This is a genomic window from Streptococcus sp. 339 (assembly GCF_013277285.1).
In the GTDB taxonomy this organism is placed as follows: domain Bacteria; phylum Bacillota; class Bacilli; order Lactobacillales; family Streptococcaceae; genus Streptococcus; species Streptococcus pseudopneumoniae.
Genome location: NZ_VMMR01000040.1, coordinates 1 through 23,900 on the forward strand (window position 1 = coordinate 1; position 23,900 = coordinate 23,900).

The 23,900-nt window shown below is 38.7% G+C and carries 19 protein-coding genes and 3 pseudogenes; 21 read left to right on the forward strand and 1 reads right to left on the reverse strand.

All coding sequences use genetic code 11. The features are described 5' to 3' along the window. Positions 1 to 35 precede the first annotated feature (35 nt). The 20 genes and pseudogenes from HT736_RS05525 to pheT all read left to right on the forward strand — a co-directional run bounded on the left by HT736_RS05525 (position 36) and on the right by pheT (position 22,131). On the forward strand, positions 36 to 269 hold the full coding sequence (locus HT736_RS05525; protein WP_041171405.1) for a DUF1858 domain-containing protein: 234 nt from the start codon (positions 36 to 38) through the stop codon (positions 267 to 269). Next, the gene (locus HT736_RS05530; RefSeq protein WP_172930816.1) at positions 269 to 1,603 is read left to right on the forward strand and encodes a DUF438 domain-containing protein; all 1,335 of its coding nucleotides are present in this window, start codon (positions 269 to 271) and stop codon (positions 1,601 to 1,603) included. Before HT736_RS05525 ends, HT736_RS05530 begins: the two co-directional genes overlap by 1 nt. Positions 1,604 to 1,612: 9 nt before the next feature. Continuing rightward, positions 1,613 to 1,867 (forward strand): DUF1912 family protein, encoded by a 255-nt coding sequence (locus tag HT736_RS05535; RefSeq protein ID WP_000119707.1) that lies wholly within the window; start codon positions 1,613 to 1,615, stop codon positions 1,865 to 1,867. A gap of 95 nt (positions 1,868 to 1,962) precedes the next feature. Continuing rightward, the gene (locus tag HT736_RS05540; RefSeq protein WP_000038630.1) at positions 1,963 to 2,358 is read left to right on the forward strand and encodes a helix-hairpin-helix domain-containing protein; all 396 of its coding nucleotides are present in this window, start codon (positions 1,963 to 1,965) and stop codon (positions 2,356 to 2,358) included. A gap of 282 nt (positions 2,359 to 2,640) precedes the next feature. After that, a pseudogene (locus tag HT736_RS05545) lies at positions 2,641 to 3,218 on the forward strand (flavin reductase family protein). Beyond that, positions 3,205 to 3,765 (forward strand): GNAT family protein, encoded by a 561-nt coding sequence (locus HT736_RS05550; protein WP_050260924.1) that lies wholly within the window; start codon positions 3,205 to 3,207, stop codon positions 3,763 to 3,765. The pseudogene HT736_RS05545 and the gene HT736_RS05550 overlap by 14 nt, the downstream one beginning before the upstream one ends. Beyond that, positions 3,765 to 4,343, forward strand: a complete 579-nt coding sequence (locus tag HT736_RS05555) for an AAA family ATPase (RefSeq protein WP_031222973.1) — start codon at positions 3,765 to 3,767, stop codon at positions 4,341 to 4,343. Before HT736_RS05550 ends, HT736_RS05555 begins: the two co-directional genes overlap by 1 nt. 296 nt (positions 4,344 to 4,639) lie before the next feature. Next, positions 4,640 to 4,837: a hypothetical protein gene (locus tag HT736_RS05560; protein ID WP_007284866.1), complete on the forward strand. Its 198-nt coding sequence runs from the start codon at positions 4,640 to 4,642 to the stop codon at positions 4,835 to 4,837. Between the two features lie 30 nt (positions 4,838 to 4,867). Then, positions 4,868 to 5,023, forward strand: a complete 156-nt coding sequence (locus HT736_RS05565; RefSeq protein WP_004237269.1) for a hypothetical protein — start codon at positions 4,868 to 4,870, stop codon at positions 5,021 to 5,023. 5 nt (positions 5,024 to 5,028) lie between these two features. Further along, positions 5,029 to 6,261 carry a hypothetical protein gene (locus tag HT736_RS05570; protein ID WP_033606863.1) on the forward strand — a complete coding sequence of 411 codons (1,233 nt, stop codon included), beginning with the start codon at positions 5,029 to 5,031 and terminating at the stop codon, positions 6,259 to 6,261. Between the two features lie 297 nt (positions 6,262 to 6,558). Continuing rightward, on the forward strand, positions 6,559 to 7,800 hold the full coding sequence (locus HT736_RS05575) for a hypothetical protein (protein WP_172930817.1): 1,242 nt from the start codon (positions 6,559 to 6,561) through the stop codon (positions 7,798 to 7,800). Positions 7,801 to 7,831: 31 nt separating this feature from the next. Continuing rightward, entirely contained in the window at positions 7,832 to 8,833 is a 1,002-nt protein-coding gene (locus tag HT736_RS05580) for a virulence RhuM family protein (RefSeq protein ID WP_001002884.1), read from the forward strand. Between the two features lie 126 nt (positions 8,834 to 8,959). Further along, positions 8,960 to 11,611: a valine--tRNA ligase gene (locus tag HT736_RS05585; protein WP_172930818.1), complete on the forward strand. Its 2,652-nt coding sequence runs from the start codon at positions 8,960 to 8,962 to the stop codon at positions 11,609 to 11,611. Positions 11,612 to 11,717: 106 nt separating this feature from the next. Then, on the forward strand, positions 11,718 to 13,061 hold the full coding sequence (locus HT736_RS05590) for an AAA family ATPase (RefSeq protein ID WP_000778677.1): 1,344 nt from the start codon (positions 11,718 to 11,720) through the stop codon (positions 13,059 to 13,061). Further along, positions 13,051 to 13,617, forward strand: a complete 567-nt coding sequence (locus HT736_RS05595; protein WP_000253751.1) for a hypothetical protein — start codon at positions 13,051 to 13,053, stop codon at positions 13,615 to 13,617. The genes HT736_RS05590 and HT736_RS05595 overlap by 11 nt, the downstream gene beginning before the upstream one ends. A 356-nt stretch (positions 13,618 to 13,973) precedes the next feature. Then, on the forward strand, positions 13,974 to 14,777 hold the full coding sequence (locus HT736_RS05600; RefSeq protein ID WP_023936623.1) for a Fic/DOC family protein: 804 nt from the start codon (positions 13,974 to 13,976) through the stop codon (positions 14,775 to 14,777). Between the two features lie 271 nt (positions 14,778 to 15,048). Beyond that, positions 15,049 to 17,727, forward strand: a pseudogene (locus HT736_RS05605) (DEAD/DEAH box helicase family protein). A 366-nt stretch (positions 17,728 to 18,093) separates the two neighbouring features. Then, a complete protein-coding gene (gene pheS / locus HT736_RS05610) occupies positions 18,094 to 19,140 on the forward strand; it encodes a phenylalanine--tRNA ligase subunit alpha (protein ID WP_172930819.1) in 1,047 nt (348 codons plus the stop codon). Then, positions 19,140 to 19,649, forward strand: coding sequence for an N-acetyltransferase (locus tag HT736_RS05615; RefSeq protein ID WP_172930820.1), 510 nt, complete (start codon positions 19,140 to 19,142; stop codon positions 19,647 to 19,649). Before pheS ends, HT736_RS05615 begins: the two co-directional genes overlap by 1 nt. 76 nt (positions 19,650 to 19,725) lie before the next feature. Further along, on the forward strand, positions 19,726 to 22,131 hold the full coding sequence (gene pheT / locus HT736_RS05620) for a phenylalanine--tRNA ligase subunit beta (protein WP_172930821.1): 2,406 nt from the start codon (positions 19,726 to 19,728) through the stop codon (positions 22,129 to 22,131). A 171-nt stretch (positions 22,132 to 22,302) separates the two neighbouring features. On the opposite strand, the gene HT736_RS05625 is transcribed toward pheT, so the two are convergent. Then, on the reverse strand, positions 22,303 to 23,304 hold the full coding sequence (locus HT736_RS05625; RefSeq protein ID WP_172930822.1) for an endonuclease/exonuclease/phosphatase family protein: 1,002 nt from the start codon (positions 23,302 to 23,304) through the stop codon (positions 22,303 to 22,305). A gap of 156 nt (positions 23,305 to 23,460) precedes the next feature. Between HT736_RS05625 and HT736_RS05630 the strand changes: the two are divergent. Continuing rightward, positions 23,461 to 23,900 (forward strand): annotated as a pseudogene (locus HT736_RS05630) (helix-turn-helix domain-containing protein); the annotation flags it as partial.

The window sequence follows — 23,900 nt, forward strand, 5'->3', positions numbered from 1 at the left end:
TTCATTGAGTATTAGAACATACAAAGGAGGTCGTCATGGACAATATCATCGATGTGTCAATTCCCGTTGCAGAAGTGGTGGACAAGCATCCAGAAGTCTTGGAAATTCTAGTGGAGTTGGGTTTTAACCCCCTTGCCAATCCCTTAATGCGCAACACAGTTGGTCGTAAAGTATCGCTCAAACAAGGTTCTAAGCTTGAAGGAACTCCTATGGACAAGATTGTCCGCACGCTGGAAGCAAACGGTTACGAAGTGATTGGGTTAGACTAATGGCAGATGAACGAATTCATGTCCTGCGGGATATTTTGTTAGAATTGCATAATGGCTCCTCTCCTGAGTCGGTTCAGGAGCGCTTTGATGCGACCTTTACAGGTGTTTCAGCCATCGTGATTTCCCTTATGGAGCACGAGCTGATGAACTCAGACTCAGGTGTCACCTTTGAAGATGTCATGGAACTCTGTGATGTTCATGCCAATCTTTTTAAAAATGCTGTTAAGGATGTCGAAGTTGCAGATACCGAGCACCCAGGTCACCCAGTTCGGATTTTCAAAGAAGAAAATCTAGCCCTCCGTGCGGCCTTGATTCGTATTCGGAGATTGTTGGATACCTATGAGTCTATGGAAGATGAAGAAATGCTGGCGGAGATGCGCAAGGGCTTGGTGCGTCAGATGGGTCTTTTGGGGCAATTTGACATCCATTACCAACGTAAGGAAGAGCTCTTCTTCCCCATCATGGAGCGCTATGGACACGATTCACCTCCAAAAGTTATGTGGGGAGTGGATGATCAGATCAGGGAACTCTTTCAAACAGCTTTAGCGACAGCCAAGTCACTACCAGAAGTGTCAATTAGCAGCGTAAAAGAAGCTTTTGAAGCTTTTGCGACAGAGTTTGAAAGTATGATTTTCAAGGAAGAATCTATCCTTCTCATGATTCTCCTTGAGTCCTTTACTCAGGATGACTGGCTTCAGATTGCGGAGGAGAGCGATGCCTATGGCTATGCTATTATCCGTCCGTCTGAGAAATGGGTGCCAGAACGCCAGAGTTTTGTTGAGGAAAAGAGTGAAGAGGAGCCTGTACAGCTAGATACGGCAGAGGGTCAAGTTCAGCAGGTTATTGATACGCCAGAAGGACAGTTTACCATTACCTTTACCCCTAAGGAAAAGGAAGCAGTGTTGGATCGCCATAGTCAGCAGTCTTTTGGTAATGGCTATCTTTCAGTCGAGCAGGCTAATCTCATCCTCAATCACCTCCCCATGGAAATTACCTTTGTCAATAAAGACGATATTTTCCAGTATTACAATGACAATACGCCAGCTGATGCGATGATTTTCAAACGAACACCGTCCCAAGTTGGGCGCAATGTCGAACTCTGTCATCCACCTAAGTACTTGGACAAGGTCAAAACCATCATGAAGGGGCTTCGTGAGGGAACCAAGGACAAGTATGAAATGTGGATTAAGTCTGAGTCGCGAGGTAAGTTTGTCCACATCACCTACGCTGCAGTGCACGATGAAAACGGAGAATTCCAAGGTGTGTTGGAGTACGTTCAGGATATTCAACCCTACCGTGAGATTGACACGGACTATTTCCGTGGATTAGAATAAGGAGAAAAAATGAGTTACGAACAAGAATTTATGAAGGAATTTGAAGCTTGGGTCAATACCCAAATCATGATCAACGACATGGCGCATAAGGAAAGTCAAAAGGTCTACGAAGAAGACCAAGACGAACGTGCCAAAGATGCCATGATTCGCTACGAAAGTCGTTTGGATGCTTATCAGTTCTTGCTTGGTAAGTTTGAAAATTTCAAAGCAGGAAAGGGATTCCATGATTTGCCAGAAGGCTTGTTTGGTGAGCGAAATTATTAAACGAGATAGGTTCTTGATTTTTCACTAAAATCTTGATAGAATATTTATATTAAATCCTTGTCAGATCAGGGATTTTTTATTGAAAGGATTTTATCATGTCAAAGAAACTCAATCGTAAAAAACAATTACGAAATAGTCTCCGTCGTGCAGGTGCCTTTTCAAGTACTGTGACTAAGGTTGTAGATGAGACAAAAAAAGTCGTGAAGCGTGCAGAACAGTCAGCAAGCGCAGCTGGTAAGGCTGTTTCTAAAAAAGTTGAACAAGCAGTAGAAGCTACCAAAGAGCAAGCTCAAAAAGTAGTTAATTCTGTAGAAGATTTTGCAGCAAACTTGGGTGGACTTCCCCTTGATCGTGCCAAGACTTTCTATGATGAAGGAATCAAGTCTGCTTCAGATTTCAAAAACTGGACTGAAAAAGAACTCCTTGCCTTGAAAGGAATCGGCCCAGCTACCATCAAGAAATTGAAAGAAAATGGCATCAAGTTCAAGTAATTTTTCTTGAGTCTTGCATTTCCGAGAAAAACTTGCTACAATAGAGCCATTAGAGGTGTTTTGAATCCTACATTTTACAGAAAGTGGCGGCGCTGAGAAGTCCACAAATGTGTCAAAACTGGTTGCTAATGACTGAAAAAATGAAATATTTCTGTCTTTTTATTTTAAAGACTAAAGATGCGGGCTTGGCCCGAAATTGGGTGGTACCGCGGATAAACACATTCGTCCCTGTCATGTAGATGGCAGGGATTTTCTTTTGCGTCTTAGTCAAAGGAGCTTGTTATGAAGCAATCTTTTAAAACAAGTAAACTCTATTATGGTTTTCCTATCTTCATTTTGGGGTATCAGGATCAGAATTTTGGACACAATATTACGACCTGTAGCTCCTCTTATAGCTTGGGAGATTGGCTAGTCATTGGTGTTGGTGCTGAAGAAAATGCGACTGAGCAGATTAAGCATTATCAACAGTTCACCGTGAATATCCCTGATGAAAATCTCATGCTCGAGATGGAGCAGGCTGGTTTTATCAGTCATAGAGAGAAATTGAAACACCTGGGGCTAGACTACGAGATTTCTGAACGGACTCAGGCACCGATTTTAGAGTTTTGTCCAGTCGTGTTAGAATGTCAGGTAGATAGGATTGATGAGGAAGAGGGAATTTGTCATATTTTCGCTAAGATTGTTGAGCGATTTGTTGACCCAGAACTTTTGGATGAAAAGGGACATTTTAGAAATGACCGTTTTGCACCTACTTACTTTATGGGGATGGCCACCAGCGCGTTTATCGCTATTTAGATGACCGAGTAGACCCTATGGGGAGCTTCATTAAGAAAGCGAGGGTGAAGGATGTCAAGAGCTGAATTACCAGAACGATTAGAAACCGAACGACTCGTCCTACGAGTTCGTACAGTGGCAGATGCTGAGGATATCCATACCTACGCTAGTTTGCCAGAGGTCGCCTATCCAGCAGGTTTTCCTCCAGTCAAGACCTTGGAAGATGAGATTTATTATCTGGAGCACATTCTTCCGGAGCGTAATCAAAAGGAAAATCTCCCAGCAGGCTACGGGATTGTCGTCAAAGGAACGGATAAGATCGTTGGCTCTGTCGATTTCAACCATCGCCATGAAGATGATGTGCTGGAAATCGGCTATACCTTACACCCAGACTATTGGGGGCGAGGTTATGTGCCAGAAGCAGCGCTTGCCTTGATTGACTTAGCCTTTAAAGATTTGGGTCTTCACAAGATTGAACTAACTTGCTTTGGATATAACCTTCAAAGTAAACGAGTCGCGGAAAAGCTTGGATTTACCCTCGAAGCTCGTATCCGAGACCGCAAAGATGCCCAAGGGAATCGCTGTGATGATTTGAGATATGGCTTGCTGAGGAGTGAGTGGGAGGTGATTTGATGCATCTTTTCATCATTGGGGCTCCGGCTTCTGGGAAAATGACGATTGGTCAAGAGTTATCTCGACTGACAGATGCTACCCTCTTTTATAACCATCAAGCCATTGATTTTGCACTAGAAATCTATCAGGACTATACAGAGGAAATGTGGGAATTTGTTCGTGGAATCACTTTTTCATTCCTTGGAGCAAGTGCAAGAAATCAGCGATCAGTAATTTTAACAGATGTAATTGATTTTTCAAATCAGTATCAGCTGATGTATTTAAAGCAAATTCAGAATTTGTTGGATGATTATCATCAAGAGATTCTTTTTGTTGAGTTGGAAACAAGTCTTGAAGAGTGCATACGTCGAAATCGAACGGAGAATCGATTAAAGCACAAACCCTTAAAACGGCATATTGAGGTATCTGAAAGAGAAATTTTAGAGACCGCTGAAACACTTCAATTAAATTCCCAATATCAACCGAATGAGTTGCACCACTACTTTAAAATAAATAATACGAATTTGTCTGCAGAAGAAGCTGCTAAGCAAATTCAAAATAAAATGAATACAATAGAGAAAGGACACACACATATCTAAACAACTTCATGAAGACGTTCTCAAGACTCAAGAAGTTCAAAAGTCTCAATCTTTTTCGTTCGTGATTCCTACCACCAAATGTAACTGGAAAACTCTACCTTAATCGCGCTTGGAGTACACCCTTCAAAGTAAACGAATCACAAAGAAACTGGGATTTCCCATTTAAGCCTGTATCCGAGGTCGTAAGAATATCCAATACAGCAGAGGTAGAGTTTGATTTATTGAAGAATGAGTTAGAGGAGAAAATAGATGGCTAAAAAGAAAAATAGAAAAAAGAATTAAACCGCCAGCAAAAGTTGGATATCAAAGTCGTTTCTGAAGAAGAGGTTGTCTGGACAGAACTACTGGCTAAAAAACCAACTTTTGTAGAACGTCGGACCATTCAAAATTTCGATGAACTACATACAACAGTGATGCAATATGCTGATGAACATGGAGAGTATCCAGATGTTCAGCTAATCAATTACCAACTGAAAAATAGGATTTTTGATTAGAATCAGGATCATGCTTTATTTAGAGAAGCTATGCATACTCCAAATACACAGAAGCGAAATGAACTGTTAAAACAAGTTTTAAAGATCAATCCAGATTATTTTGCTGCTGATTTTCACCCATTCTTATCAGAGGTTGAAGATTTTGATTTACCAACCTTTAGATTAGATTTAGGAGGCAAAGATTGAAATTAATGTATTATTTTAATACTGACAATAGATTGAAGAATCTTTTTGCTCAAACTTGGAAAATACTTATGTATGCGCTAACGTATTTTCCAATAATATCTCTAATTGTATTCTGTCTTACCGATTTTAAATTAGTTATAATTTTACAATTTGCCTTGATACTAATATATGTGTTTAACTATAAAAATCGATTTAATAAGTTTAGAGTTTTTCTTACTAAAAGTACTAAATCTTTAGCTTTTATGAACGCATGGGATGGAATATTTTGCGGAATCTTGACTTACATTCTTTATAACCTAAATCTAGTTGAATCAACTTTAATCAACTTATCTCAATATTTTTTTATTAATTATGGCATAAGTAAAAATCACATAAATAACTGGATTATCATTGTAATACTTTTAATATTACCATTTGTATTATCTGTTATAAAAACTGTAGGATCAATCAAGATATTTCAAAAAGTTAATAAAATAGATATCGTAAAGGGAAAGACACTGTGGAATGTATATGCCACGATGCTTATTATTTCGTTTTTATGGTATTATATCTATATTTATTACTTTATTTCTAAAGCTATTGATTTTCATTCCGATTTAATAACTGACATTTTTATATTTAATTCATTTATTGCGCTTTATTTAATATTCTGGTGGAGAATTCATAATCTAATTAGACATGGTGCAAAAGATACCAAAGAAGTAATAGCATCATGGCTAACTGGAACAATCTGTATATTGTTGTTAGCAATATTTAATCAAGTTGAAAATGAATTAATAAATGCTTTAACCTGGTTTTTGCCAATATTAATTCCTAGTCTAATTGGAGAAATAAATTCTCAATTTGATACAAAAAAATATAAGAAAAAACCAATAAGAACTGAGAAAATGGATAGACACCTCTATCGAACTCAACTATATAGTTTTCTTACTCTATTAATGTTGAGTATTATTCCAAAGTTAACCGAAATTATTTGGGGTTTAAAGATTAAGATGAAATTGGTCGAATTTATAACTCCCGCAGCTGATTGGATGTCTGAATTATTTGCCTCAACTATAATTATTTTCGTTTGTTTCATATTATCATTAGTTATTGGGAAGGCTATAATTTGGTTATTACAGTATTTCTATTTAAACACCCATAATGGATATTACGTGTATCGTGACAACATGCACAGTGTATTAATAAATCGTAGATATAAAAGAAATATTCATAAAAGGAGAAAAAATAATGTCTAATCAACTTTCACCTAAATACACTCCATCCTATGTTTAGGCTGGTCGTTACAAAAATGCCTTGATACGGATGTTTTCAAGCCGGCAGGAGATCAAAAGGCTAAGCCTTATTCAATCGTGATTCCCACCACCAAATGTAACTGGAAAAAACTCTACCTTAGTCACGCTTGGGGATAACTTTCAAAGTAAACGAATCACAAAGAAACTGAGATTTCCCATTCAAGCCTGTAGCTGAGTCCCAAAGGATATCTAAGCCAGTTGAGTCGGGTCTATTGAAGAATGAGTTAGAGGAGAAAATAGATGGCTAAAAAGAAAAATAGAAAAAAAGAATTAAAACGCCAGCAAAAGTTGGATATCAAAATTATTTCTGAAGAAGAGGCTGCTTGGACAGAAATAATGGCTAAAAAACCAACTTTTGTAGAACGTCGACAAATTCAAAATTTCGATGAACTACATACAGCAGTGATGCAATATGCTGATGAACATGGAGAGTATCCAGATGTCCAGCTAATCAATTACCAACTAAAAAATAGGACTTTTGATTGGAATCAGGATCACGCTTTATTTAGAGAAGCTATGCATACTCCAAATACACAAAAGCGAAATAAACTGTTAAAGCAAGTTTTAAAGATCAATCCAGATTATTTTGCGGCTGATTTTCACTTATTCTTATCAGAAGTTAAAGATTTTGATTTACCAACCTTTAAAAAAGTACTGGATTTTGAAGTTCTAGTTTTAGAAAAATGGAAAATGAACGGATACAATAGTTGGAATTATTTTGAAGCTCGCCCTATCCTGTCTGCTCTGATGTTTCTGATTGAATATTATATGACAGAAAAATTTTACTTTAAGGCTTTGGACTTGGTTAACTTATACTTAAGTAAGCGACCAGAACGTTTTCCTCCTAATTTTGTCTTCTGTATGCTTTCCTTGTATCATATTACTGGTCAGGAATTAAAGGTTGAACGTTTCTATTGTGAAGAATTAAATAAAGGAAAGCGGGATGATACCATCCTTATTCATGCCATCATCTCTGCTTTTTCTCAAGGAAAAATTGAGGAAGCCAGTCAGCTATTTGCAAAATTAGTGGAAATCAATGATGAAGCTGTTGAATTCTTCATAGAGAAAGACTGGCAATTCAATATTTTAGACATTGAAGAACAAGAATGCTATTGTCCAAATTCAGTTGAATCGCTACAAGCTAGTTTGTATCCTCTGCTTGACTATTTACAAGAAAATATTATCTTAACAGAATTTTTAACAAAAGAAGCCGAGAAATTCCGTCGTAAACCAGTATTTTCGAATCATTCCAGTGTGTTAAGAAATCTATCCCAGGTTACAGACTGGTACTCCTTTATGAGCGAGGAAAAAATGAAGGGAATCCGGATGGATCTTGTTCGCATCTTTGTTGAAAATGGGATTCGTACATCTTCAGATTTCAAAAAATGGACTGAAAAAGAAGTTCTCGCTTTGAAGGGAATTGGTCCTGTAACCGTTAAAAAGCTGAAAGAAAACGGCATAAAGTTTAAGAAAGAGAAGTAATTGTTTATGGAAGGGGGGAGGTGAAATTGTCTTGAATGAAATTTCTAATTTCATCCTGTATACTACACCAAATGGCGACGTTCAGCTAGATATCCTTTTACAAGATGAAAATCTTTGGTTGACTCAAAAAGGTCTTGCAGAGCTCTTTGGAGTTGAACGAAGTGTCATTACAAAGCACTTAAAAAACATTTATGATAGTGGTGAGTTGGATAAGGTGTCAACTTGTGCAAAATTTGCACAGGTTCAACAAGAGGGAAATAGAACTGTCCGACGTGAACTTGAATATTACAATCTGGATGCTATCATTTCAGTTGGCTATCGCGTAAATTCCAGCAAGGCTACTCAATTTAGAATTTGGGCAACCAAGACCTTGAAAGAATTTATCATCAAAGGTTTTGTTTTGAATGATGAACGCTTGAAACAAGGACAGACAGTTTTCGGACAAGATTATTTCCGTGAACTTTTAGAACGAATTCGCTCTATTCGTTCTAGCGAGCGCCGAATCTATCAACAAATTACGGATATCTTTGCCGAATGTGCCATAGATTATGATCGAAACTCGGATATTACTAAAAACTTCTATGCTATGGTGCAAAATAAATTTCATTATGCAATTACTGGAAGTACGGCTGCAGAAATTATCTATCAGCAAGCTGATGCTAGTAAAGAAAAAATGGGATTAACTACTTGGAAACATGCACCTGATGGACGAGTGCTCAAATCAGATGTAACGGTAGCCAAAAATTATTTGCAAGAAAAAGAAATTCGACAACTAGAGCGAACTGTTACAGCCTATTTTGATTATATCGAGGGTTTAGTTGAGCGCCGTAATACGTTTACAATGCGAGGATTGGCAGATAGTATTGATCGCTTTCTATCCTTTAATGAATATGAAATCTTAGAAGGAAAAGGCAGCATTTCCAAGAAACAAGCAGACTCAAAAGCCATCCAAGAGTATGAAAAATTTAACCGAACTCAAAAAATTATATCGGACTTTGATAAACATATTCTGAAGATAATGAGAGAAAGTTAATGTAAAATTTTTATACAGTTTCTTTTTTACTAATAGAAGATACTGAAAAAATCAGATGTGCTGAATCAAGGCATATCTTCTACATACTAATTTTATTTAAAGATATTAACTAGAAAGGACACACACATGTCTAAAGAACTTTCACCTAAATACAATCCAGCCGAGGTTGAGGCTGGTCGTTACCAAAAATGGCTTGACGCTGATGTTTTCAAGCCTTCAGGAGATCAAAAGGCTAAGCCTTATTCAATCGTCATTCCGCCACCAAACGTAACTGGGAAACTTCACCTTGGTCACGCTTGGGATACGACTTTGCAAGATATCATCATCCGTCAAAAACGCATGCAAGGCTTTGATACCCTTTGGCTTCCAGGTATGGATCACGCTGGGATTGCCACTCAGGCTAAGGTTGAGGAGCGCTTGCGTGGAGAAGGCATTACACGTTATGACCTAGGTCGTAAAAAATTCCTCGACAAGGTCTGGGAATGGAAAGACGAATATGCCACTACTATCAAGGAACAATGGGGTAAGATGGGGCTCTCTGTAGACTACTCTCGTGAGCGTTTCACTCTTGACGAAGGTTTGTCAAAAGCTGTTCGTAAGGTCTTTGTGGACCTTTACAAGAAAGGGTGGATCTATCGTGGTGAATTCATCATCAACTGGGACCCAGCTGCACGCACAGCCCTTTCTGATATTGAAGTTATCCACAAGGATGTCGAAGGTGCCTTCTACCACATGAACTACATGCTGGAAGACGGATCTCGCGCCCTTGAAGTTGCGACCACTCGTCCTGAGACCATATTTGGGGACGTTGCGGTTGCGGTCAATCCAGAAGACCCACGCTACAAGGACTTGATCGGTAAAAACGTCGTCCTTCCAATCGCTAATAAATTGATCCCAATCGTTGGTGATGAGCACGCAGATCCTGAGTTTGGTACTGGTGTCGTGAAAATTACACCTGCCCACGATCCAAACGACTTCTTGGTTGGTCAACGTCACAACTTGCCACAAGTCAATGTTATGAACGACGACGGTACTATGAATGACTTAGCCTTCGAATTTGCAGGCATGGACCGTTTTGAAGCTCGTAAGGCAGTCGTTGCTAAGTTGGAAGAAATCGGTGCCCTCGTTAAAATTGAAAAACGTGTCCACAGTGTTGGTCACTCAGAGCGTACTGGTGTTGTGGTTGAACCACGCTTGTCTACTCAATGGTTCGTCAAGATGGACCATTTGGCTAAGAACGCCATTGCCAACCAAGACACAGAGGACAAGGCTGAATTCTACCCACCTCGTTTCAACGATACCTTCCTCCAATGGATGGAAAATGTCCACGACTGGGTAATCTCTCGTCAGCTCTGGTGGGGTCACCAAATCCCTGCTTGGTACAATGCTGAGGGTGAAATGTACGTTGGCGAAGAAGCTCCAGAAGGTGACGGATGGACTCAGGACGAAGACGTCTTGGATACTTGGTTCAGTTCTGCCCTTTGGCCATTCTCAACTATGGGCTGGCCGGATGTCGACTCAGCAGACTTCAAACGTTACTTCCCAACTTCAACCTTGGTAACAGGTTACGACATCATCTTCTTCTGGGTGTCTCGTATGATCTTCCAGTCATTGGAATTCACAGGCCGTCAACCATTCCAAAACGTGCTTATCCACGGTCTCATTCGTGACGAGCAAGGACGCAAGATGTCTAAGTCTCTCGGTAACGGGATTGACCCAATGGATGTCATCGAGAAATACGGTGCCGATGCCCTTCGTTGGTTCCTTTCAAACGGTTCTGCACCAGGTCAAGACGTCCGCTTCTCTTACGAGAAAATGGATGCCTCATGGAACTTCATTAACAAGATCTGGAACATCTCTCGCTACATCCTCATGAACAATGAAGGCTTGACCCTTGAGCAAGCAACTGCCAATGTGGAAAAAGTTGCCAACAAGGAAGCTGGAAATGTCACAGATCGCTGGATTCTCCACAACCTCAATGAAACCATCGGAAAAGCAACTGCCAACTTTGACAAGTTTGAGTTTGGTGTGGCTGGACACATCCTCTACAACTTCATCTGGGATGAGTTTGCGGACTGGTATGTTGAGTTGACCAAGGAAGTCCTTTATAGTGACAACGAAGAAGAGAAAGTCATCACGCGTTCTGTTCTCCTTTATACTTTGGATAAGATTCTTCGTCTCCTTCACCCGATCATGCCATTCGTGACAGAGGAAATCTTTGGACAAATCTCAGAAGGCTCTATCGTGACAGCTGCATACCCAACTGTTAATCTAGCCTTTGAAGACCTTGCGGCTCACACTGGTGTGGAAAGTCTCAAAGACTTGATCCGTGCCGTTCGTAATGCGCGTGCGGAAGTAAACGTAGCACCAAGTAAGCCAATCACAATCCTTGTTAAGACTAGCGATAGTGACTTGGAAGCCTTCTTTAACAGCAATGTCAACTACATCAAACGTTTCACAAATCCAGAACACTTGGAAATTGCATCAAACATCCCTGCACCTGAACTCGCAATGTCAAGCGTCATCACAGGAGCAGAAATCTACTTGCCACTGGCAGACCTCCTCAATGTCGAAGAAGAACTGGCTCGTCTCGACAAGGAACTGGCTAAATGGCAAAAAGAACTAGATATGGTGGGCAAGAAACTCTCTAACGAACGCTTCGTCGCCAATGCTAAACCAGAAGTCGTCCAAAAAGAACGCGACAAACAAGCCGACTACCAAGCCAAATACGACGCGACAGTTGCACGTATTGATGATATGAAGAAGTTGGTGAAGTAGTGTGAAGTGAGATATACTTGGAAGATGATTTACACCTCACACCTGCTTTTTTATGTAGTTTGTGTTAAACTGATAGTACTGCCTCCATGGTGAAAGGAGAATATATATGAAACTAACAATAGAAAATATAGGTAATGTAAAGAATGCAGAAATTGAAATAAATGGAATTTCAGTTATTGCAGGTCAAAATGGCACTGGAAAAAGTACAATAAGTCGTTCTTTATTTTCAATATTTAGTGCCAATTATGATGTTATAAAAAAAATTTCTAACGATCGAACTAAAGCAATTAATGATTTTTTAGAAGACTATCTCTCTGATATCGAAATGAATCGTAAAAATAATTCTGAAATAGGGATTGCTAGAAGAATCGTTCCGAGTTTCCTTTATACAGAATTGACAAAAATCATTTCAAAAAATTTATTGATATTTCTTGATAAAAATTATAGTGAACATAATAATGAATCCCTTAAGAAGAGTATCATTGAATCAATTAATGAATTCAATAAACGAAATTCAAAATACTTTGTATTAAATATTAAGGATTTGGACCTAAATGTTTTATCTGAAAATATAAAAGAAATTTTATCTCAGTCAGACCAATCTATCTTTAACCAAATTTTAACTGCTCATTTAACTGATGAATTTCATAATCAAATAAATAATATATACGACCCATTGACAGGACTAATTTCTTTAAGAATAAAAGATGAACAAATAAATGTTGAAGTTAACAAAAATAGAGCTACTGCAGATAAATTGATAAATTTTAAAACAGATGTAGTATACATAGATGATGCTGCTGCAATAGTTGAAAATTTATTTTCAACTAAATTTTTAAATAAATTTTCAACTAAATTTTTAAATGAATTTTTAAATAAAATTGATTTAAAATTGGATCATAATGCTCATTTAATGGAGCAGCTTAGAGATGAAAGAAACAACACTTACACATTACGAGCTAAGATAACTGACAGATTAAATTTGGTGTTTAATGAAATAAATCATATATTGAAGACTGATATTGTTAATAGTTCAGAAGATGAGGAAGATGAAAAAAAACTTAATATAATCAATTATTCTTCAGGTATGAAAACGTTCTATTTAATTAAATCTCTTTTAGAAAATGGTGTGATTAGAGAAAATGGGACACTCATTTTAGATGAACCAGAAGTCCATTTACATCCAGAATGGCAATTGAAATTTGCTGAAATTATAGTATTACTTCAGAAAGAATTTGGATTACATATCTTAATCAATTCCCATAGTCCTTATTTAGTTGAAGCGATTGATATATTTAGCAAAAAAAATGATACAAATGATTCTGTTAAGTATTATCTTGCTAATAGTTCTATTGAAGATGTTACTGACTCGATTGATAAGATTTATGAGCAAATGTATGTTCCTTTAAATCGCCTTGAGGAGCTAGCGGAGGATTTTGATGGTGAGTAAAATAATTTTCTCTATATTACATGATTTTAATATTAGATTTTCTGAATGTCGTAGCGATATTAAAACCTGCTCATATGATTCTGATTCTAACTATAATTTGGTAAACTCTAAATATACTTGTTATAATTTTGATAAGATTTCAGAAATTATTTTTAAAAAACATAGCTTTGATAAATGGCAATCTGTAGATACAATTCTGCCTCTTCTTCCTGTAGATGCTGATAGTAAATTATATTTAATAGAGTTTAAGAATTCAAAAAATATTCCATATGCTAACGTTAGAGCTAAAATATTATCGAGTTTGTTCCTACTAGAAAATTTTTATGGATTGCAAAAAACTGATTATAAAAAAATAGTGACAGTTACTGTAGTTAAATCACAAAAAGGTAAAAGACATTTAAATGAAATTAGACAACATCAGGCAAAAATAAGTGGTAAGTCACCTTATAAAGTTGAAAATTTTAGGGCTTTAGAAGATTTTTATGGAATTGAATCTTTTAAATATCCCCCTGAAAAATTTATAGAATTTATAGAGAATAATAATTTAGTCAGTTAAAATTAAAATACTAAAATTTTATAGCTTTGATTAAAAACCAGCTCACTACACAACAACCCCTCTAAGTTCGAACCGCTCTGAGAAGTACAACATTGCAGTTTCTTCTCAGGTGTTGGGGGATTTGAACAAACCAACGAGTTCAGAGTGGTGTATCCTATGAGTTTGATAAGTATGCAAGCTAGAATTATTCATTTAATCAAACCATTCATCCAAAAGGCATTACAAATGAGTGCATGGGATGTTGAGTATAACTCTTTTATTACTTCTTCATAGAACTTATTATGAATGTTTTTTATAGTTCACCCCAATTTCACCATTTACCGATGACACAGAAAAACAATTGAAAGGATATTTCTATGCAACCAACTTACAACATTGACAACCCAAACTTGTCTTATGAAGCTAAGCGTGACTTATGGCGGATAGGTTTTGGTCTGCAGAAAGTTGACAATCTAGTGCCATCAGCGTATATGGAATCTTTGGCTGAGAAACAGTCCCGGGGTGAACTGACTTACGAGCAGGTTTATGAGGATGCAACGGCTTATCACCATACTATTGATGCAAGTACGGAAGAGGCAGACTTGGTTTCTCTACGTATTGTAGAACTATTGTCTCGAAGAGGCTTTAGCTTTAGTCCTGCGACCTTACTTGCTATTCATAAGGAGTTGTTTCAAGATATATTTGAACCCTCTATTCCGGTGGGGCAATTTCGTCAGACCAATATCACAAAGAATGAACCTGTTTTGAATGGTGAAAGTGTTGTGTACTCTGATTACTCCATGATTCAAATGACCTTGGATTATGATTTTAATCAGGAAAAACAAGTTGCATATGCGACACTAACTCAGGCGGATGTGGTTAAACAAATCCAGCATTTTATTTCAGGAATCTGGCAGATTCATCCATTTCGCGAAGGAAACACTCGGACAGTAACGGTCTTTTTGATTCAGTATCTTCGTGAGTTTGGTTTTGATATTGATAATACACCATTTCAGCAACATGCCAAGTATTTTCGTGATGCCTTGGTATTAGATAATGCAAAGATTTTACAGCGACGTCCTGAGTTTTTAACAGCTTTTTTTGAAAATCTCTTGCTCGGTGGTCAAAATGATTTGTCTTCAGAAAAAATGTATCTAGATTTAGACCTCGATTTTTCATAATCCTAATACTGAGTAAACATTGAATTTTAGGAAAAAATGAAGTAAATATTCTCACAAGAAAACGTATATCATCAAAGTTTTAGGTCACTTGATAATATGCGTTTTTTGAATTTTATAGACTGCTCGTTTAAACTCTATTTACCTCGTACATTCCGGAGCGAGATGGACTATTAGTCGCATACAAAATGAGTGCTATTCGGATTTTATTTTCGTGTACAATTTCAGCTATTCTTGTTATAATCAGCCTATAGGAATCAAGGAGGTGACTCTTATGGCTGTTTTTGTGTCTTTGGATGGAATTGTGGTAGAAGTACTTGATGTCTTTTCTTCTTTTGATGGGGATAGTGAGTTTTTCTTGTGTAAACGTCTTAAAGACAAGAGTCAGTTTGTGATGGAACGCTCTCAGTTCGAGGAGATGTTCCAACTTCAAAGTAGTCGCTTGACGACGCAAGAAAAATTACAATTGTTTACCTCTGTGTTTGCTGGCCGTTATGATGTTTATGCTAAGAGTTTTATCAATGATCAAGGGAAAATTCAGTATTTTCCTTCCTATGATTATGGTTGGAAGCAGTTGCTACCTGAAAAACGGAGTTTCCAGACATTGACGGATTCCGTTTTGAAATCTCATTTTCGTGGGGAGACAGCTATCGGTATCTTTCCTATGCACTTAGATGATAGCTGTCATTTTTTGGTACTGGATTTTGATGAAGGAGATTGGAAAGAAGCTGGTTTAACCATTCGAAGAATAGCCAGGGAACGCTAGATGGAAGCCCATTTAGAGATTTCTCGTTCGGGTCACGGACTCCATATTTGGTTCTTCTTTGAGGAAGCGATTCCGAGTCGAGAGGCTCGCTTGTTTGGAAAGAAACTGATAGAACTGGCAATGCAGGAAAGTATGCAACTGTCCTTTGATTCTTTTGATCGCATGTTTCCAAATCAGGATGTCCTTCCTAAGGGGGGATTTGGAAATTTGATTGCCTTGCCTTTTCAAGGAGAAGATTACCATCAAGGGCGAACGGTCTTTGTGGATGAACAGTTTCAGCCTTATGAAGACCAATGGAGGTATCTACAAGAAATTCAGAGGGTTTCAACTGCTAAAGTGGCACTGTTAATCCAAGAAGAGTTAGGCAAGCAAGAATTGGACAAGGAGTTGAAGATCGTCTTATCCAGTATGATCCAACTTGAAAAATCGTCTGTGACACCCAAGACACTGTTTTTCTTGAAAAATATGGCTTCATTTTCTAATCCCGAATTTTATTTAAAGCAGGCTATGCGACAGCCAACCTATCAAATTCCTGAGAGAATGTATTTATTTGGAGAATCCGATCATTATTTATGGTTGCCAAGAGATTTGCTGTATTCATTGCAAGATAAATTTAAGCAGGTATCTGTGGAAGATAGGAGAAAGGTACAAAGGTCTATTAGCGTGGAATTTAAGGGAGAACTCACTTTTGAGCAAGAGTTAGCCCTGTCAGATATGACTTCTAAAGAAAATGGTTTACTTCATGCGGAGACTGGTTTTGGGAAGACCGTTTTAGGTGCTGCTCTTATCTCTGAACGGAAAACAAAAACAATTATTCTAGTCCATAATAAGCAACTCTTAGACCAATGGCTAGATCGCTTAAACTGCTTTTTGACTTTCGAAGAGGAGGAGGCTATCCGTTATACGGCATCAGGTCGTGAAAAGGTAATCGGCTATGTTGGACAGTACGGTGGGACTAAGAAATGGCTGAGTAAACTGGTTGATGTCGTTATGATTCAATCTCTATTTAAGTTGGAAAATAGTCAAAGTCTTTTGGATGAGTATGAGATGATGATTGTGGATGAGTGTCATCATGTCTCTGCCTTGATGTTTGAAAAAGTTGTTGCTCAGTTTAGAGGGAAGTATCTTTACGGTTTGACGGCTACGCCTGAGCGTAAGAATGGTCATGAGCCTATTGTTTTTCAGAGAATTGGTGAGATACTCCATACTGCTGATAAGAGGGAAACGGATTTTAAACGGCAATTGCAATTAAGATTCACTTCTTTTGGTCATTTGGAGATTGAAAAGACCAAAGCAAGTAATTTTATACAACTTAGTGATTGGATTGCTACTGACTCAGCGAGGAATCAGTTGATTCTCAAGGATATTCTAGCCCAAGTGGCAGAAGGACGGAATATCTTGGTTTTAGTTAATCGAATTCAACAGATAGATGTCTTTGAAAAGTTATTGAAAGAGAAAGAGGTTGATGACTGTTACATTATTAGCGGAAAAACCAAAGTCCGAGAAAGAACGAGTTTACTGGAGACGTTAGAACAGTTAGATAAAGGGTTTGTTTTGTTGTCTACTGGAAAATACATTGGCGAAGGTTTTGACTTACCTCAGTTGGACACGCTTATCTTGGCAGCACCCTTTTCTTGGAAAAATAATTTAATTCAGTATGCAGGTCGGATTCATAGAAACTACAAGGATAAGTCTTTGGTGCGTATTTTCGATTATGTGGATATTCATGTTCCTTATTTAGAAAAGATGTTTCAGAAACGACAAGTAGCTTATCGAAAGATGGATTATCGTGTCATCGAGGGTGAGGAGAAACAATTCGTTTATGTTGATAGTAGATATGAGAAGGTGTTGAGAGAGGACTTAGCAGGGGAAAGACAGGAATGTCTGCTTATTTTACCTTATGTGCACCAGACAAAACTGATGAATTTTCTAAAAGAATTTAGGATTAGTCAAATTGAGATATGTATACCAGAGACGGTTGCAAATAAAGCATGGCTAGACCAGTTGAAGAGCCAGAAAATTAAAGTATCTTTTACTCAATCAAAAATAGTCACGCCTATTCTTTTGGTAAACAAGACCATTGTTTGGTATGGTGCAATGCCATTATTAGGTAAGGTAGATGAAATGACCATATTACGTTTGGAATCAGCTAGTATAGCTTCTGAACTAGTGGCAGGTTTACGATAGAGAAAACTTTTAAAAATTTCTATGTATGATTTTCATTTTTTAGTGAGGCTGTTGCCATTTTCATGTTCGAATCACATCTAACAAGCAGAAGTGAGATAGGTCTTGCAAGAATGGTAAAAATCTGATAAACTAAGTAGTAATTGAATAGGAATCTGCAAGACTAGTAGCCCAAGGGAAGTATATCAGGGAGGAGAGCCGTGACTGCAAGCTCTCTATATGAAAGCTGGGTGAATTCACTTGCGCATGGATTTAGAAATGAAGGTCTGACTTGTCAGATGAAAACGGATGGTACCGCGTGTCAACGCTCCGAGTGGAGTTTTTGGCATGTGGTTTTCTTTTTATCTACGAGAGACTGATGGAGGAATTATGTCAACTATTGAAGAACAATTAAAAGCGCTTCGTGAAGAAACGCTGGCTAGCTTGAAGCAGATTACTGCTGAAAATGAAAAAGAGATGCAAGATTTGCGTGTTTCTGTCCTTGGTAAAAAGGGTTCGCTTACTGAAATCCTCAAAGGGATGAAAGATGTTTCTGCTGAGATGCGTCCAATCATTGGGAAACACGTCAATGAAGCTCGTGATGTCTTGACAGCAGCTTTTGAAGAAACTGCTAAGCTCTTGGAAGAAAAGAAAGTTGCAGCTCAATTAGCAAGCGAGAGTATCGATGTGACCCTTCCAGGTCGTCCAGTTGCGACTGGTCACCGTCACGTTTTGACACAAACTAGTGAAGAAATCGAAGATATCTTCATTGGGATGGGTTACCAAGTCGTGGATGGTTTTGAAGTGGAGCAAGACTACTATAACTTTGAACGTATGAACCTTCCCAAAGACCACCCAGCCCGTGATATGCAGGACACATTCTATATCACAAAAGAAATCTTACTCCGTACTCACACGTCTCCAGTTCAAGCGCGTGCTATGGATGCCCATGATTTCTCTAAAGGTCCTTTAAAAATGATCTCACCAGGGCGTGTGTTCCGTCGCGATACGGACGATGCGACCCACAGTCACCAATTCCACCAAATCGAAGGCTTGGTAGTTGGGAAAAATATCTCTATGGCTGACCTTCAAGGAACCCTTCAGTTGATTGTGCAAAAAATGTTCGGTGAAGAGCGTCAAATCCGTCTGCGTCCCTCTTACTTCCCATTCACAGAGCCATCTGTTGAGGTGGATGTTTCTTGCTTCAAGTGTGGTGGAGAAGGCTGTAACGTATGTAAGAAAACAGGTTGGATCGAAATTATGGGGGCCGGTATGGTTCACCCACGTGTCCTTGAAATGAGTGGTATCGATGCGACTGTTTACTCTGGATTTGCCTTTGGTCTTGGACAAGAGCGTGTAGCCATGCTCCGTTACGGAATCAACGATATCCGTGGATTCTACCAAGGAGATGTCCGCTTCTCAGAGCAGTTTAAATAATGATTAGAAAAGTAGAAATGGTAGATGTTGAGGTGTTGGCTAAAATTGCCAAACAAACCTTTCGTGAAACCTTTGCTCATGATAATACGGAAGAGCAGTTACAGGAATACTTTGAAGAGGCTTATAGTCTGAGAGTTTTATCAACTGAGTTGGAAAATCCTGACTCCGAAACCTATTTCATTATGCATGAAGAGGAGATAGCTGGTTTTCTCAAAGTCAACTGGGGAAGTGCTCAAACTGAGAGAGAATTAGAGGACGCTTTTGAAATTCAACGCCTCTATGTGCTACAAAAATTCCAAGGATTTGGACTAGGTAAGCAACTGTTTGAATTTGCTCTTGAACTTGCTACAAAAAATAGTTTTTCTTGGGCTTGGTTAGGTGTTTGGGAGCATAATACAAAAGCTCAAGCGTTTTATAATCGATATGGTTTTGAAAAATTTAGCCAACATCATTTTATGGTTGGTCAAAAAGTAGATACGGATTGGTTACTGCGAAAGAAATTAAGGTAAGAAGAGGATTCTTCTATTGAAATGATAGGAAAGGAAAAGAACCAGTGTGGCAATGGTCATTCTGGAGAACTAAATTATGCTTGTATCTTATAAATGGTTAAAAGAATTGGTGGACATTGATGTGCCATCACAGGAGTTGGCTGAAAAAATGTCAACCACAGGGATCGAGGTAGAAGGTGTCGAATCACCGGCTGCTGGTCTCTCAAAAATTGTCGTCGGTGAGGTCTTGTCCTGCGAAGATGTGCCAGAAACTCACCTTCATGTTTGTCAGGTTAACGTTGGCGAAGAAGAAGCCCGTCAAATCGTCTGTGGTGCCCCAAATGTGCGTGCTGGTATCAAGGTTATGGTGGCTCTTCCAGGAGCTCGCATCGCTGACAACTACAAAATCAAAAAAGGAAAAATCCGTGGTTTAGAGTCACTTGGAATGATCTGTTCGCTTGGCGAATTGGGAATTTCTGACTCAGTTGTGCCTAAGGAATTCGCAGATGGCATCCAAATTTTGCCAGAAAATGCCGTTCCAGGTGAGGAAGTCTTCTCATACCTAGACTTGGATGATGAAATCATCGAACTGTCTATCACACCCAACCGTGCAGATGCCCTTTCTATGCGTGGGGTGGCTCACGAAGTGGCAGCTATCTATGATAAGGCAGTCAACTTTAAAGAATTTACTCTTTCAGAAACTGACCAAGCTGCAGCAGATGCTCTTTCTGTGGGCATTGAGACAGACAAGGCGCCTTACTATGCCGCTCGTATCTTGGACAATGTGACTATCGCACCAAGTCCACAATGGTTGCAAAACATTCTTATGAATGAAGGTATCCGTCCAATCAATAACGTAGTGGACGTGACCAACTATATCCTGCTCTACTTTGGTCAACCTATGCACGCCTTTGACTTGGATACCTTTGAAGGGACAGACATCCGTGTGCGTGAAGCGCGTGCTGGTGAAAAATTAGTGACTTTAGATGGTGAAGAACGTGACTTGGACGTGAATGACTTAGTTATCACTGTCGCAGACAAGCCAGTAGCTCTTGCAGGTGTCATGGGTGGTCAAGCAACAGAAATCTCTGAAAAATCTAGTAGTGTTGTCCTTGAAGCTGCTGTTTTCAATGGCAAATCTATCCGTAAGACTAGCGGTCGCCTTAACCTTCGTTCAGAATCGTCTTCTCGCTTTGAAAAAGGCATCAATGTGGCAACTGTTAATGAAGCCCTTGATGCGGCAGCTAGCATGATTGCAGAACTTGCAGGTGCGACGGTGCGTAAAGGTATCGTTTCAGCGGGTGAGCTTGATACCTCTGATGTGGAAGTTTCTTCAACTCTTGCTGATGTTAACCGTGTCCTCGGAACTGATCTGTCTTATACTGATGTAGAAGACGTCTTCCGTCGTCTTGGCTTTGGCCTTTCTGGAAATGCAGATAGCTTTACAGTCAGCGTCCCACGTCGCCGTTGGGATATCACCATCGAAGCGGACCTCTTTGAAGAAATCGCTCGTATCTATGGATATGACCGCTTGCCAACCAGCCTTCCAAAAGATGACGGTACAGCTGGTGAATTGACTGCGACACAAAAACTTCGACGTCAAGTTCGTACGATTGCTGAAGGAGCAGGTTTGACTGAAATCATCACCTATGCTCTAACAACTCCTGAAAAAGCAGTTGAGTTCACAGCTCAACCAAGTAACCTTACTGAACTCATGTGGCCCATGACTGTGGATCGTTCTGTCCTCCGTCAAAATATGATCTCAGGTATCCTTGATACTGTTGCCTACAACGTGGCTCGTAGGAATAAAAACTTGGCCCTTTATGAGATTGGAAAAGTTTTTGAACAAACAGGCAATCCAAAAGAAGAACTTCCAAATGAAATCAACAGTTTTGCCTTTGCCTTGACAGGCTTGGTTGCAGAAAAAGATTTCCAAACAGTAGCAGTTCCAGTTGATTTCTTCTATGCTAAGGGAATCCTTGAAGCGCTATTTTCTCGCTTGGGACTCCAAGTAACTTATACAGCAACATCTGAGATTGCTAGCCTTCATCCAGGTCGAACAGCCGTGATTTCACTCGGTGACCAAGTTCTTGGTTTCCTTGGCCAAGTGCATCCAGTCACTGCTAAGGCTTATGATATTCCAGAAACGTATGTAGCAGAGCTCAATCTTTCAGCTATCGAAGCAGTGTTTCAGCCAGCTGCTCCATTTGTGGAAATCACCAAATTCCCAGCAGTCAGCCGTGACGTGGCTCTACTCCTCAAGGCAGAAGTCACTCACCAAGAAGTTGTAGATGCTATCCAAGCTGCCGGCGTGAAACGTTTGACAGATATCAAACTCTTTGACGTCTTCTCAGGTGAGAAATTGGGACTTGGTATGAAGTCCATGGCTTATAGCTTGACCTTCCAAAATTCAGAAGATAGCTTAACGGACGAAGAAGTCGCACGATATATGGAAAAAATCCAAGCGTCTCTCGAAGAAAAAATCAATGCAGAAGTGCGTTAAACGATAGTATGATACAAATTCCCCCTCTAGTTTATGAACACTAGAGGGGTGATTTTATATAATACTCAATGAAAATCAAAAAGCAAACTAGGAAGCTAGCNNAGTAACCATATGTCTAAGGTAAGGCGATGCTGATGTGGTTTGAAGAGATTGTCGAAGAGTATAAAATAATTAAAATGTGATTTCTGTAAAAATACATCTATGATCAGAGTTTTGAAAACTTACAATGTCTAAATCTTTAACATAGTAGTGGTTTTTAGGCAATAAGATATGATCTATTGTTGCATTAAAAAGTTTTGGACTTTGGCTATTCCAAGTTCCTCTTTCAAAAGGTGGAAGTGCATTTAATGCGTCCCTATGAGAGCTTATTTTTGCAAGTGCTCCATGACGCATAGTTGCATTAAAATCACCTGCAATAATAGCCTTTGGATATTTTGAAGCCAATTGATTATGAATGATGTTTAAGTCTTGCTTCCAGATTTCCATTAAACCTGGCAGAGGAGGAGCAGTATGCAAAGCAATGATATCTGGTATATTTTGTTTTCTCGAATGTAATACAATTGTCCCGAACCGTGTTGTATGGAAAGTTTTAGCTTCTGTATAGAAACCATAACTTTTCTTGACAATCACAGTCACAGGAGCTATTCCACTGTCAGTAGGTGGAGAAGTAAAAATATCATAGTTGGCTATAGAAAGTCCAACTTGATGAAACAATAGTTTGATTCTCTGGTTTTCTTGCTCACCTCTGATATTGGTAGCTAGTTCAGGGAATATAGCCATATCGGCATCAAAATGGCTAAAAATTCGCTCAATATGTTGTGCTTCTATTTGATTAGCGACGTTCCAAGTTACTAATTTTAAGGTTTTAGTCTTATTTGATACGGAAGAAAGGGTTTTATCTGTTCCGAATAATAGTAATATGAACGATAGTAAGAGCAAGATGCTAGAATAAAACCGTATTTGTTTATTTTTCTTGTAAAAAGATAGGGAAAAAAATACGAAACTTAAAATAGAAACCATAGTTGCAGTAGCTAAGGGGAAGGCATAAATCTGTGCCAAGATAGGTCTGGTAGATAGCCAAATATTAAGATTAGAAGATGGAAAAAAAGAATAAGCTATGATAGGGATAGCAAAGAGAATGACAGAAAAGGCAGAGAGAAATATTTTAATCATTGTATGAGTACCTCGATTTGCAATGCTTGCTCGGAGCTAATGTGACTTTGTGACTTTACTTGATTGATACTCTTTTTCTTGTCTTCCTTATAGATTAAGTACAACCCAAGTAAAAAAAAGTCCAATTTAAGATTGAAATGATTAAAAGTCACGGAGATGCAAGACAATTATACTACAAAAGGCAAACATTTGACAATCGATAGTCGTCGCTTAATCGAACGATGGAAAAAAAGAAGGAAAATCAAATAGAGAAATTGCCTCTCTACTTGGAAAAGCTCCTCAAACTATCCACACTGAAATTAAGCGTAGGACAGTCCGAAAATGTCTTGGAAAAGGGTGCTTCAAAGAGATTTATTCTGCCGACTATGCTCAACAGTCTTATGAAAATAATCGCAAGCGCTCGGTCAAGAAATCAAGATTGACCAAGGAACTAAAGGAAAAGATTCTCCACTATCATAACCAAAAATTTTCGCCTGAAATGATGGTCAAGGCTAAGGGCGTTAACGTGGGAATTTCTACCATCTACTACTGGATCCATCATGGAAAATTAGGATTGTCAAAACAGGATCTGCTCTATCCTAGAAAAGGAAAAGCGC